General features: G+C 56.0%; 10 protein-coding genes and 1 pseudogene. 6 read left to right on the top strand and 5 right to left on the bottom strand.

Annotated features, from left to right (window positions below; translation table 11 throughout):
- The first annotated feature begins 154 nt into the window (after nucleotides 1–154).
- Both NLM33_RS36985 and NLM33_RS49870 read left to right on the top strand, forming a co-directional pair.
- On the top strand, nucleotides 155–778 hold the full coding sequence (locus NLM33_RS36985; protein WP_254103371.1) for an AAA family ATPase: 624 nt from the start codon (nucleotides 155–157) through the stop codon (nucleotides 776–778).
- Nucleotides 779–907: 129 nt separating this feature from the next.
- A pseudogene (locus NLM33_RS49870) lies at nucleotides 908–1,135 on the top strand (DUF3223 domain-containing protein); the annotation flags it as partial.
- Between the two features lie 74 nt (nucleotides 1,136–1,209).
- Here the strand turns inward: NLM33_RS49870 and NLM33_RS36975 are convergent.
- Nucleotides 1,210–1,371 carry a hypothetical protein gene (locus NLM33_RS36975; RefSeq protein WP_254103369.1) on the bottom strand — a complete coding sequence of 54 codons (162 nt, stop codon included), beginning with the start codon at nucleotides 1,369–1,371 and terminating at the stop codon, nucleotides 1,210–1,212.
- 274 nt (nucleotides 1,372–1,645) lie between these two features.
- Complete coding sequence (locus NLM33_RS36970) at nucleotides 1,646–2,257, bottom strand: DUF2441 domain-containing protein (protein ID WP_254103368.1); 612 nt, start codon at nucleotides 2,255–2,257, stop codon at nucleotides 1,646–1,648.
- A 169-nt stretch (nucleotides 2,258–2,426) separates the two neighbouring features.
- Between NLM33_RS36970 and NLM33_RS36965 the strand changes: the two genes are divergently transcribed.
- The 4 genes from NLM33_RS36965 to NLM33_RS36950 are packed head-to-tail and all read left to right on the top strand — an operon-like array spanning nucleotide 2,427 to nucleotide 8,232.
- Nucleotides 2,427–3,398: a DEAD/DEAH box helicase family protein gene (locus NLM33_RS36965; protein ID WP_254103367.1), complete on the top strand. Its 972-nt coding sequence runs from the start codon at nucleotides 2,427–2,429 to the stop codon at nucleotides 3,396–3,398.
- 15 nt (nucleotides 3,399–3,413) lie between these two features.
- Nucleotides 3,414–5,180, top strand: coding sequence for a type I restriction-modification enzyme R subunit C-terminal domain-containing protein (locus tag NLM33_RS36960; RefSeq protein WP_254103366.1), 1,767 nt, complete (start codon nucleotides 3,414–3,416; stop codon nucleotides 5,178–5,180).
- Entirely contained in the window at nucleotides 5,177–6,745 is a 1,569-nt protein-coding gene (locus NLM33_RS36955) for a restriction endonuclease subunit S (RefSeq protein ID WP_254103365.1), read from the top strand. The genes NLM33_RS36960 and NLM33_RS36955 overlap by 4 nt, the downstream gene beginning before the upstream one ends.
- On the top strand, nucleotides 6,742–8,232 hold the full coding sequence (locus NLM33_RS36950; protein ID WP_254103364.1) for a class I SAM-dependent DNA methyltransferase: 1,491 nt from the start codon (nucleotides 6,742–6,744) through the stop codon (nucleotides 8,230–8,232). The genes NLM33_RS36955 and NLM33_RS36950 overlap by 4 nt, the downstream gene beginning before the upstream one ends.
- 147 nt (nucleotides 8,233–8,379) lie before the next feature.
- Here the strand turns inward: NLM33_RS36950 and NLM33_RS36945 are convergent, their stop codons facing one another.
- The 3 genes from NLM33_RS36945 to panB form a co-directional block, all read right to left on the bottom strand.
- Nucleotides 8,380–9,315, bottom strand: coding sequence for a S1/P1 nuclease (locus NLM33_RS36945; RefSeq protein WP_254103363.1), 936 nt, complete (start codon nucleotides 9,313–9,315; stop codon nucleotides 8,380–8,382).
- Nucleotides 9,316–11,131: 1,816 nt separating this feature from the next.
- A complete protein-coding gene (panC, locus tag NLM33_RS36940; protein WP_254103362.1) occupies nucleotides 11,132–11,980 on the bottom strand; it encodes a pantoate--beta-alanine ligase in 849 nt (282 codons plus the stop codon).
- Between the two features lie 14 nt (nucleotides 11,981–11,994).
- The gene (gene panB / locus NLM33_RS36935; protein WP_254103361.1) at nucleotides 11,995–12,867 is read right to left on the bottom strand and encodes a 3-methyl-2-oxobutanoate hydroxymethyltransferase; all 873 of its coding nucleotides are present in this window, start codon (nucleotides 12,865–12,867) and stop codon (nucleotides 11,995–11,997) included.
- Between the last annotated feature and the right edge of the window lie 389 nt (nucleotides 12,868–13,256).

Here is a 13,256-nt window from a genome sequence, read left to right as displayed (position 1 = left end):
GTGCTGCTCGCACCGCTCTCAATCAATATCGACAAAGCATCTTTCCGACCTATCAGACGGCCATTAACGAGTATCTCCGGAAGTTCAACGCCGGGTTCCGCATTGATCAAATCGCCCCGCAAAATACCCGGGGTGGTCCGCATGCACCTACAGCGTGCTCATCAACGATCCAGCCATCCCCGTGGCAACCGCAGCTCTCGGCAGACCTTCTTTCCGCACCTCGCTCAGCGCGGGCGATCGGAACACCCTTGCCCTCGCCTTCTTCTTTGCATCGATCGACCAAGACCCAGCGCTCGCGGACAAGATCGTCGTCATCAACGACCCCGTCTCAAGTCTTGACGATCATCGCTCCCCTACCACGGTGCAGGAATTGCGGAGGCTTGCGCAGCGAACACGGCAGGTCATTGTGCTTTCTCACAACAAACCGTTTCTTTGCAATGTTTGGGACGCCGCCGATCAAATGCCACGGGCGGCACTCGAGGTCGTCCGTGACGGCACTGGCTCGACACTTCGAGCTTGGGACGTAAACCGGGACATGATCACCTTGCATGACCAACGCCACGAGCTTTTGCGCAACTACATTGGCTCGGCAACGGGAGTTGATGCGCGCGAGGTGGCCGAGGCGTTGCGTCCGATACTGGAAGCCTTTGCCGCGTCGCCTATCCGGGCGATTTTCCGCCCGGCCAATTGCTCGGACCATTCAGAGGTATTTGTCAGCAGCGCGTCGGTGCCGATCAAGTCCTTGGTCAACAGGACATCGATGAGCTGCGCGACCTAACTGAATACGCCAATCTCTTTCATCACGACACCAATTCTGCTTGGCGCTCTCAGAGGATTAACGGCGCAGAACTGCTGAATTTTGTGCAACGCACGCTCACGTTTGCGCGTCGTTAAAAGGAGGGAACCTATGGCTCGCGGCAACTTAGTTGACCTTGCCACAATCAATTTTCCAACCCAGACAGCAGCAGCCGATTTCTTTGAGGAGATGCTCAACCGCTATGGGGCAGGCCAGCGCGTCGATGACATCGATGCGCTTCATCTGGCAGCTCTGTTGGAGCGACACACGGAGTACCAGGACAAAGTTGGCGTTGGCGTCGATCATTTCGAAGTCATGACGACGCAGCACGGTACACAATGCTTTCGCGTGGTTCGCACCGACAGCACTGGAACTGATTTCTCTTATCTTCACTGCATTAGAGCCGCCCACCTTCACGCAAGCAGGAAGTATCGAAGGCACTGCACCACGCAGTTCGCATTGACCTCTATCGAGCCCGCGACAGCTTTTTTGCCGAACACCGCGACAGCGACGGCCTTGTCACCTGCGCAGTTACAGGCGAGCGCATCCGCCCGGAGGACGGCCACATGGATCATGGCCCCTCATGACCTTTGAAGTCATCGTCACCACTTTCCTCGAAAGCCGCGGACTAGCCCTCGACGCTGTTCCTCTAACCGATGGCGCCGACGAGCAGGTCACGCCGGAGGTGACTAACCACGCTCTCATCGAAGCATTCCGCCAGTGGCATGCAAGAGTCGCTAGACTCGATTTTGTCAAAGACACGATCAATCTTGCCCAATCATCCCGCCTGCGTCTAAAGCCGGGGCGATACAAATCTCGGGTTAGCCCAGCTCCGACGCGGCTCCAGATTTACAAACCTATGCTGGTTACAATAGCTCTACCTACAAACAAGGTTTCCATACGAGGGTCTGCACTTGCCTCACCTCGCCAATAAGCACGCGCTTTGTCCTTTGTAACAGACAGAGGCTCGCTCACCTTAACCATGAGCCGGGAGTCTGCCCGATGAATCACTCCGGTGCAGGTCAACTCGCAAACGGCTCCCTGTCCGCCCAGCAACGGAATCCAGGCTCTCGCTTCATCAAGCGTTTCCGAAAGGTACAGACAGCTCTGTCTCGATGGCGGCTTACCGTCGAATTCATCAAGCCTGATCTGCTCCATGATGAGCTCACGTGCCAGCATCATGTAATGCTGACTCACCTCGAAAGCCTTGTCGGCTAACATTTCATACGAGGTGAGAATGTTTCCCGTCCGGACGCGATGCAGCCAATCCACGGCATTCACGTTGATCTGCGCTCCAGTCCGCCCGTCCGCTATCGGGTATTCCAGCGTCGTCTCGTAAAACTTGAAAAATGGATTATGCTCGGTCCCAATATCGATTACTTCGCCCGGCACAAAGGCCCGCTTGTAGTTGTTCGTTACGGTGACCTGATAAAGCTTCCGATTTTCGACTTGTTCGCGCACCCCGCCTCAGTCCTCATCATGCAAAATGACACCAGCAGAACCGGTCACGTATCACTCACCGGCGAACATGATCCCGTAAGCCCCACCCTAAGTGTTAACCCCGTATGTTCAGGAGCTCGACGCGGGGCTCCTTCCCGCTCCCGGTGCTGCGCAGAGGTAATCTGCAACGATGGCCAATCAAAACCCCGAACAGATTGCCCGGGATCAAATTGATAAGCGCCTGAACGAGGCCGGTTGGAATGTTCAGAATAAGAACGCCATCAACTTCAACGCGGGCCAAGGCATCGCTGTACGCGAATATCAGACCGATGCAGGTCCTGCCGACTACGTCCTATTCGTCGATCGACGTGCCGTAGGTGTGATCGAAGCCAAGCCCAAAGATTGGGGGCAGAAGATCACAACGGTCGAAGAGCAGTCTGCGGGCTACGCAGCCGCCAAGCTCAAATGGGTCAATAACAAAGAGCCTCTGCCCTTCGTCTACGAGAGCACCGGTGTCATCACCCGTTTCACCGATGGGCGCGATCCCAAACCTCGCTCTCGTGAAATCTTCACCTTCCATCGGCCGGAGACGATGGCCGAATGGCTTTCGAAGCCCAAATCCCTTCGCGCCCGTCTACAGGATATACCGCCGCTGAACTCAGCCGGTCTACGCGACTGCCAGATTACCGCCATCCACAATCTTGAACAGTCCTTCCGTGACGACCGCCCCCGCGCCCTTGTCCAGATGGCGACCGGCTCCGGCAAGACTTTCACAGCCGTCACGTCTGTCTACCGGCTACTGAAGTTTGGCGACGCCAAGCGCATTCTCTTTCTCGTGGACACGAAAAACCTCGGCGAGCAGGCCGAGCAGGAGTTCATGTCCTACCTGCCGAACGACGATAACAGGAAGTTCACCGAGCTTTACAATGTCCAGCGCCTGAAATCCCCCTTCATCGCGGGCAGCAGCCAGGTCTGCATCAGTACGGTGCAGCGAATGTATTCGCTGCTCAAGGACGAGCCGTTGGATGAGTCCGCCGAGGAGACCAATCCTGCCGAGCTGATGGTGAAACCCAAACAGCCGCTCCCGGTCGTGTACAATAAGAAGATTCCGCCGGAGTTCTTCGACTTCATCATTATCGATGAGTGCCACCGCTCCATCTAAAATCTCTGGCGGCAGGTGATAGAATATTTCGATGCCTATCTCATCGGCCTCACCGCCACACCAGACAATCGGACCTATGGCTTCTTTCGTAAAGACGTCGTTAGCGAGTACGGCCACGAGCGAGCCGTTGCCGACAAAGTCAATGTCGGCAATGAAATCTATATCATCGATACGGAGGTCACGAAAAAGGGCGGCACGATCAAAGCAGATCAGCAAGTACAGAAGCGCGAGCGCATTACCCGCCAGAAGCGTTGGGAACGTCAGGACGCGGACGAACAATATGCCGCAACGCAGCTGGACCGCGCCGTAGTCAATCCCGACCAGATACGCACTGTCATTCGTGCATTCAGGGACAAACTCCCCGAAATCTTTCCCGGACGCAAGGAAGTGCCGAAGACGCTCGTCTTTGCAAAGACCGACAGTCACGCCGACGACATTATCCAGACGATTCGGGAAGAATTCTCGGAGGGCAATGACTTCTGCAAGAAGATCACGTATCAAGCGACGGAAGACCCCAAGTCCGTCCTCGCTCAATTTCGCAATGGCTACAATCCGCGAATTGCCGTTACGGTCGATATGATTGCTACCGGTACGGACGTAAGACCGCTGGAATGCCTGCTCTTCATGCGAGACGTAAAAAGCTCGAACTACTTCGAACAAATGAAGGGACGTGGGACTCGCACGTTAGATGAAGACAGCCTGAAGAAAGTAACCCCGTCTGCAACGACAGCCAAGACTCACTACGTTATCGTCGATGCCGTGGGTGTCACAAAATCGCTCAAGACCGCCAGCCAGCCACTCATAACGAAGCCGTCGGTCCCTCTCAAGGACCTGTTGACTGGGGTTATGATGGGCGCACGCGATGACGATACCGTCAGCTCACTCGCTGGACGTCTTGCGCGCCTCAACAACGAGCTTGACGAGACAGACCAGGCCCGCATCAAGGAAGCAGCAGGAGGCGCAACCCTGACGGACATTGTGCGGGGATTGTTCGATGCGATCGATGGTGACCTGATCGAAGAAACAGCAAAGATCACAGCTGGCGGCACGGAGCCGACGGACGCACAGCGCAACCAAGCGCGTGACAAGCTTGTCGGTCAAGCCGCCAACGTCTTTACTGGTCCATTGATAAACCTTCTCGACGGTATTCGTCGTGAGAAAGAACAAACAATCGACCACGACAATCTCGACAAGCTCATCGAGGCAGGCTGGAGCGGCGATGCCAAGGAGAATGCCACGGCGATGGCAAAGGACTTTGCGACATATCTGGAAGAAAACAAGGACCAGATCGAAGCTCTTACCATCTTCTACACCCAACCAGCGCGCAGATCGACTGTCACTTACGCAATGATCAAGACGCTGTTGGACGCACTCAAGACGGATCGGCCAAAGCTCGCACCGCTGCGCGTCTGGCGCGCCTATGCCCTGCTCGATGAGTATAAGGGCAGCGATCCCGTCAACGAACTAACGGCACTTGTTGCCCTCATTCGCCGCGCCTGCGGGTTGGACGAAAAGATTTCTCCCTATGCCGACACGGTACGCCGGAACTTCCAGAGCTGGATTCTGAAGCGCCATAGCGGCGCAGGCGAGAAGTTCACGGAAGAACAGATGGACTGGCTTCGCATGATCCGCGACCACATCACGATGTCGATTCACTTGGAACGAGACGACCTCGATATGGCGCCGTTTGACGCAAAAGGCAGCCTCGGGAAGATGTATCAGCTCTTCGGCGACAGCATGGATAACGTGATTTCTGAACTCAATGAGGCGCTAGCGGCATGACCCACATCCCTGCAACCTGGGTCCTGTGTACCATCGCTGATGTTACGGCTCCCGTTCAAACTATTGACGCCGCGAAGTCTCAAGACAGAGACATACTATACGTTGATATTTCCAGTATCGATAACATTGCCAACAGGATTGCCGAGCCGAAGAGACTACGCCTCTCGTCAGCACCATCACGGGCACGACAAGTAGTGAAGTCCGGCGATGTCCTGTTTGCTACCGTTCGGCCTTACCTCCGAAACATAGCCCAGGTTCCTGAAAGTCTAGATGGAGAAATTGCATCTACAGGTTTTTCGGTGCTTCGCGCCGTCGATGGCGTGATCCCGAGCTATCTGTTTTACAAATCAATCTCCCGAGATTTCGTCGCCGCACTTACTGGTGAGCAATATGGCGTTAGCTATCCCGCAGTAAAGGATAACCAAGTACGGGCGCAGCCGTTTGAACTGCCCCCAACAAACGAACAGCGTCGCATCGTCGCCAAGATTGAAGAACTCTTCTCCGAGATCGACAAAGGGGTCGAGAGCCTCAAGACCGCTCAGGAGCAACTCACAGCATACCGCCAAGCATTCCTTAAGCATGCCTTCGAGGGCATGCTTACGGCGGATTGGCGAACAAAGCACTCGAATAAACTCGAAACATCGAACACAGTTTTGGCTAATGTGCGCGCTGAACGCGCAGCTCGGTATGCGGCAGCCACAGATGAGTGGCACCAAGCTGTTGCTGACTGGCGCGCGGCGGGCCAAGTTGGCAAGAAGCCAACGAATCCTGAACGCATTCTAGATCAGCCGGACATAACGCCAGAAGAACTCAACTCGCTCCCACCCCTGCCTCCAAGCTGGGCATGGGTTCGCCTCGGCGAGCTCTTTTCGTCGTCTCCGCAGAACGGTCTTTATAAGCCGGCCTCTGGCTATGGCAGCGGGACACCAATCATACGCATAGATAGCTTTTATGACGGAGCACTAACTCGCGACGTCGAGTTCAAGAGGCTTAAACTCTCGCCGGACGAAATTCGGAAGTATCTCGTTGAACATGGCGACCTATTGATCAATAGGGTCAATAGTATCGAATATCTCGGAAAATGTGCGCTCGTTACCAATCTGACGGAGCAAACAGTGTTCGAGAGCAACATCATGAAATTGTCGATTTTGAGCTCGAATCTCAACGGAGCTTATATCGCATATTTCCTATCCAGTCACGGCGGTAGAAGTAGACTCTGTCGGAATGCCAAACATGCCGTAAATCAGGCGAGCATAAATCAGACTGACGTAGCGCTAACTCCAATTCCTCTTCCACCTATAGCTGAGCAGCGCGAGATAATCGGTCTCGTTGATAAGGCTCTCACTCAAACGGAAATGCTTGCGTCAGAGCTTGCGCATCAAGGACGCCGATCAGAAGCGCTTCGGCAGTCAATTCTCAAGCGGGCTTTTTCAGGACAGCTCGCTGTTCAAGAATTAAATGATGAGCCTGCTTCAGCCCTACTGAACTGCATCAGGGCAGGCAATGAAGTCGGCAACAACGGCCGCAAGAAAATCAAGACGGTCAATGGCAAGGAGGCCGCATGAGCAGTGCACCTATCGTCTCAAAGGTCTGGAGCTTTTGTAACACGCTGCGTGACGATGGCGTCGGCTATGGCGATTACCTGGAGCAGCTCACATACCTGATCTTCCTTAAAATGGCGGATGAGTACACAAAGCCTCCCTACAAGCGCGATATTGGCATACCAGCAAAGTACACATGGCCGGTTCTGAAAGCGAAGCGCGGGGCGGAGCTTGAGGGTCATTACATCGAATTGTTGCGTGAGCTTGGGCAACGCAAGGACGTTCTCGGCCAGATATTCACGAAGTCGCAGAACAAGATTCAGGACCCGGCCAAGCTCTATCGCCTCGTTGACATGATCGATGAAGTCCAATGGGTGACGATGGGCGCCGATGTCAAAGGTGACATCTACGAAGGATTGCTGGAGAAGAACGCCGAGGACACCAAGTCGGGCGCGGGACAGTACTTCACGCCGCGCGCACTCATCAAAGCAATGGTCGAATGCGTGCGTCCCGAGCCGAGCAAGACGATCGCCGATCCTGCATGCGGCACAGGCGGCTTCTTCCTCGCCTGTTATGACTTCCTGACGAGTACCGCCAATTACGAACTCGACAAGGCACAGAAGGCTGCTCTCAAGAACAAGACATTCCATGGCAACGAGATTGTTGCCGGGACGCGCCGGCTCTGCCTGATGAACATGTATTTGCACAACATCGGCGAGATTGACGGCGATGTCATGATCTCCCCCAATGACGCTCTGGTCGCCCCGAGCGGGCAGAGCTTCGATTATGTGCTGGCCATTCCGCCGTTCGGCAAGAAGAGCTCGATGAGCTTCACTAACGACGAAGGTGAGGAAGAAGCCGACGACCTCACCTATAATCGTCAGGATTTTTGGGCCACTACGTCGAACAAGCAGCTTAATTTCGTGCAGCACATCCGTACAATGCTCAAAACGACGGGCCGCGCCGCAGTCGTCGTCCCGGACAATGTCTTGTTCGAAGGTGGAGCTGGTGAGACCATTCGCCAAAACCTTCTCAAGACGACTGATCTGCATACTATCTTGCGCCTACCGACCGGCATCTTCTATGCGAACGGCGTGAAGGCGAACGTCATTTTCTTCGACAACCGGGAAGCCAGCAAGAAGCCGTGGACGAAGGACGTTTGGTATTACGACTACCGCACAAACATCCATCATACACTCAAGAAGAAGCCTCTGCGCTTCGAAAACCTCGCGGAGTTCATTGAATGCTATAACCCACAGAACCGGTACAAGCGCAAGGCGACTTGGGACGCGGATAAGAACCCTGAAGGCCGCTGGCGCAAATTCTCCTACGAAGAGCTGGCGGCGCGGGATAAGACGAGCCTCGACGTTTTCTGGCTCAAGGACAAGAGCCTTACGGACCTCGATAATCTGCCCGAACCAGACGACCTTGCCGAGGAAATCATCGAGAACCTCGAAGCCGGATTGAGCAGCTTCCGAGCCGTATTGGCTGGTCTGAATAAGGTCGCATAGCTGGCGCCCGGCTTTCGCGAACGAGCCCAATGTTGTCTATCTAATGATATCAATATGTTAGGTATAGCACCGGGACTATGGAACGGCCACAACGTAGGTGCCGAGCCATCGTACGCAACGAGCTATGATGAGCACCGAGACGGGCGCTCATTTGAATGCATCGTTGAGGATCGCCGCAATCCTGGCGCCGGCGAGTGCAATCCGCTGATTGGCGATCCTGTGCGCTCTTGACTGATAAGCCTGCGTGAGTTTGTAGGGGCCGTCGCCGCCGCGAATCGGCGGCGCGTACACTGAACTCTTGGCGATCTCGAAGCTCTCCTGGATCCAATCGTTCTCATCCGTCGAACCGCTATCCACTATCCGAAGATCCGCCGCGGCGTCGATGGCATCCTGCGGTGGCGCGCTGGTCGGTCCTAACAACCCATCCCAGAACGCATGGAGTTCTCTCGCGCTTCCACATTTTGTGCAACTGATCTTGACGTCGTTTCCTCCGGCGTCGCCATCCTGCTCGGCGTGCGTAAAGCGAGAGGTCGCGTGCAGCGGTTGGTGCAGGTCACCGATGAGATGCAGCAGCCAGGAAAGATCGTACGAGCGCACGTCGTCCGATGCCGTCTTATCCGCAAGCGTTTTCTTGAAGACAGCGACCTGAGTCTGCGCGTTAGGCGATTGCGCCTGCTGCAATGGGGTGCCATCTGTCGAGAACGGCTCGTCAATGAAGTGCCAATACTTGTGGCGGAAGTGATCGGCATAGCCGATGTTCTGCGACGCCTCGGGAGTCTGCGGCGCAACATCGCCGTTTCTGTCGCCATCGTTGTGGTAGTCGCTGAGCGATTTGATCTGGTCCGGCCACGTCGCCGCCTTGACGAACGCGACCTGGTCGCGCTGGCTCGCCGGCACGCCCTGGATCCAGCCATCGTATTGAGGATTAAGTTTGAGAAGGCGCGTGGCTTCCTGCTTGGCGGCGGGCGTCAGCTGGCTCCAGGCCAGCGCAGCTGCCTCCATGTGTCCGAAATTATTCCAGGCGTTGGCGGACGATCCAAAGAGCACTGCACAGCCCAGCGCGATCAAGAAACGTATCTTCATGGAAAATCCTCGCTGATGGAAAATTGAAACAGCTCGCTTACGTTGTGAATATATCTTTATACACGTCTTATTTCATCGAAAAGAAGGACAGATGGTGCTTGCCACGCAGACGTCGCTTGGGCCGAGCTCAAAACAAGCTCGGACCGAATAGCCGTCGAGGTCCTTGCCTCCCGCGCGCTCACTCAAGCTCCAACCAGTTCAACGCTGCATTCACCATCTGTCGGGCGCGGTCTCCACGACTCCTCCGAGCTTAAGCCAATGGAGGTTTTTTGGACCTAGAGGGCTCGCCAGGACGCGCCACCGTATTGATCCATGACATTGTGGCGACCCCGACCTCAAGCCAACATGAAGCGGCAGTCAGCAAGGCCTCGAGTCCGACAGGAACGAGATCTTGCGTATCGCGCCTAAAGAAGGCTCGCGGTACAAGGTAAGGGAACGCGATGTCTGTTAGGTGACGGCGTCGATAGCAATCGTAGTCGCAATATCCTCCCCCTGTTCGCACATCTCGCACGTAACCTGGACCTAAGCACCGAGAACATCCGCTGCAGGTTCTATCGCCGTGCGGGGTCCTGTGATTCACGAGGATGAATTTCATGGTCGGCGCCCGTTTTGGGTCTCCATCCGGCCTGAGATCTTGTCAGCGATCCGAGCGTTCGAAATCGCGCCGATCTTGGTCCCGAGCCGGCCTGGATGGATATTTAAGGTCGTCTTGCAGCAACGAATGCCTATAATCCGGCATCCGACTGGGGCATCCGAGAAAGAAGAACGTGGTCTTTCTCAACGTCCGCGTGGCACACGCTGCCAGCTGCTAGGCCGCTCGCAGCCAGGAAAGCCATCTATGATCGGCTTCTCGCCGCATCCTGAGGCGGTCGACGCATTTCTTGGAACAAAGAGCCGTTCGCCAGCAGTAGTAGCGGATCAGACCGAACCTTCCACCGCAGATCGCACAGCACCATGCTGAACCATGATCCGAATTATGCGAGCTGTTTCGCATTGTCAGCCTCCTGTCGGCGTTAGCTGGATAGTCTTCGCTTGCGCGCAGCACTACGCGCGCACGCCACGCGCGACTTGGGCCGGTCGCCAAGCTTTCCGGCTTGTACGGATACCGTGCGCAATCGCTTGATGTGCACCGATTTTGACGAAGCAACCACTCCATTGGGAGGGCTTCGCCGATCGCTGACTATAAGCGTCATTCAATCTTGATTAGTGCAATCAATAACGAAGTTGAGCCTAAATCCTGCGCCCAATCGCCAATATTCGACGAATTTTAACGAGATTGACCGAGAACATGCATCCAGCAGCATTGGCTTGGAGCAAGCGCTGCCTTCGCCTGTCAAAGGGTGGCAATCCATCCGTCTCGAACTGTTCGATCCGCATGGTCACTGCGGGCCGGCCGAGATGTTGCCTTTGTAGTTGGCTTGGCGAAGGCGAGGCCGTTCACATTGCTTCGGAATGCGGATGATACGGCGGATCAAATTTGGTCCGCGGGGCTCTTGAGCTCAGGATGCAGAAAGGGCGAGTAGCGGACGGCAGAGAAATCACCGTCATGCGCACAAGCGACAAAGACCGGCCGAATTGGAGCTTGCGAGGCGGAGGACCTTCAGCCGTTCATAGCCTGGTTGCAACAGTGGCCTGCACCATTGGGCGAGCAGGAAACAATATGGCCGCCCCTCAATTGGCCGCTGCTTCACAATATGCTTGATGTTGTGACGCTCGCACTTATGACCGCCGGTGGGCATCGCGCACCTTGGTTGCCCCCTTTTGCTCCCAGAGCTGTCGGGCTCCGATGTTCGTCAGTCGAACCCGTTCGCTCGGACTACAGGCTCACTTGCGGCTTAAGGATGACGTTATCGATCAGCCGCGTCGAGCCGACGTAGGCCGCGGCGCACAGAGCAGCAGGATTGCTCAAGGGATTCGAGGCAGGCTCAAGCGTGTCTGCATCGACGAGCTCGAGATATTGCAGCCGGTCGACTTCATCCAAATGCCGCCTTGCGATTGCAATAAGCTTCTCGCATTCGCGTTCGCCTGCGCGAAATTCGGCCTCCGCTGCGAACAGACCACGACTGATCGCAAGAGCCCGCCGGCGCTCTTCTTTATTGAGATAGCGATTGCGGCTGCTCATAGCGAGCCTGTCCGGCTCCCGAACGGTTGGCACGGTGACGATCTCGATGGGAAGATTGAGATCAATTGCCATGCGACGCACAACCGCGCATTGCTGGAAATCCTTCTGTCCGAAAAACGCGACATCCGGCTGCACCATGCTGAACAGCTTGCAGACGACGGTTGCGACACCGCGAAAGTGTCCAGGTCTGAAAGCCCCGCACAAGGGTTTTGCGAGTTCGCCGGGTTCGATAAAGGTCTCGAACTGGGCTGGATAGACCTCGCCTGCATCCGGAGCAAAAACAATGGTTACGCCGGCATCACGGCATAGGCTCTCATCCCGCAGAAAGGCACGCGGATAGCTGCCGAGATCTTCGTTCGGCCCGAACTGAGTGGGGTTGACGAAGATGCTTACGACCGTGACGTCGCATTGCGCTCGACTCGCCTCGACCAATGCCAAGTGGCCGTCGTGCAGGTAACCCATTGTCGGCACGAAGCCGACACGTTTGTCACGAGCTTTTGCGAGAGCGGTACGAAGCGCAGCGACCGTCGTAATTGTTTGCATGTTTGAGCTTTACATCAGGTTGGATCGGAGGACGTCCAGTTTGAGATCGCCTCGCTCAAGCCTTCGGGAAGCCGATAGGACTCTTGTGGCGTCGGGAAAGCGCCATTGCGGACGTCTGCGGCCCAGTGTGACAGCGGCTCCTGCAATAGCTGAAAACCCTCGACATAGGTGCGAACGAACTTTGGCCGGCGGCCTTCGCTTAGGCCTAGTACATCGTGAAACACAAGTACCTGGCCCGAACAATTGGGGCCAGCCCCAATTCCAATCGTCGGGATTGTCAGGGTCTCGGTCGCTCGGGCGGCGAGTTCTGCCGGGATACCTTCCAGGACGAGAGCGAAACATCCGGCTTCCTGTAGACGGTGGGCGTCGTCGAGCAGGCGCAAGGCATCATCGGCGTTCCGACCTTGCACCTTGAAACCACCCATAATATTGACGCTCTGCGGGGTCAGGCCGAGATGGCCCATCACTGGAATCTCGCAATCGACCAAGGCGCGTACCATTTCGGCACGCTTGGCTCCGCCCTCGAGTTTCACGGCGTCGGCCCCACGCTGCAGGAAACCTCCGGCGTTGCGGATCGTCTCCTCGGGACGGAGGTGAAAGCTGAGAAAGGGCATGTCGGCCACAAGCAAGGCTCGAGGTCTTGTCCGCGCCACGGCTTCGAGGTGATGGTTCATCATCGCCAAGCTAACCGGCAACGTGTTGTCGAATCCGAGGCAGACATTGCCAACACTATCCCCGACAAGGATGATATCGACGACGGGGTCCGCGATCCGTGCCGTTACTGCATCGTATGCGGTCGTCATGACGACACGACGCCCCTCCCCCTTCCACCGCTGCAGCGCTGGAATGGTGACGCGCTCGACAGGCGCCTGCGAAATGTGGCTCATCCTAAATCCGATCCGTCGAATAACCCGCATACCCAGAGTCGTCGCTTCCTACGGAAGGCGAGACAAAATTGTCAACGGTGAGGAGAAAAAAGAAAGATACCTCGCCAAAGTTATGGGCGAGAGCACAAAAACATCCAATGATCGCGCGATCATCGAATAAGACCTTCCAGGCCGCCACCGACATAGAGACCGATTGCGCGGCAGGCGCGCGTCGGTCTGCAGGCGGGACGGTTGCGGCGTTTCCGCTCTGCCTTCTTGCCGAGCGTACCGTGGCAAATCGCATGTGCTCTCATAGAGCCACAGAGAACGAATATGACCCGTCTTCTCGACCATCGCGGGTCAACCTAAGCAGGAGTGCGCGATAGCGGCCCGCAGCGCACCGCCGTTCT

Origin of the sequence: Bradyrhizobium sp. CCGUVB1N3, from assembly GCF_024199925.1 — a bacterium.
GTDB lineage: Bacteria > Pseudomonadota > Alphaproteobacteria > Rhizobiales > Xanthobacteraceae > Bradyrhizobium.
Note: the sequence above shows the minus strand (reverse complement) of the source record. Positions and strands in the feature narration are given on the sequence as shown.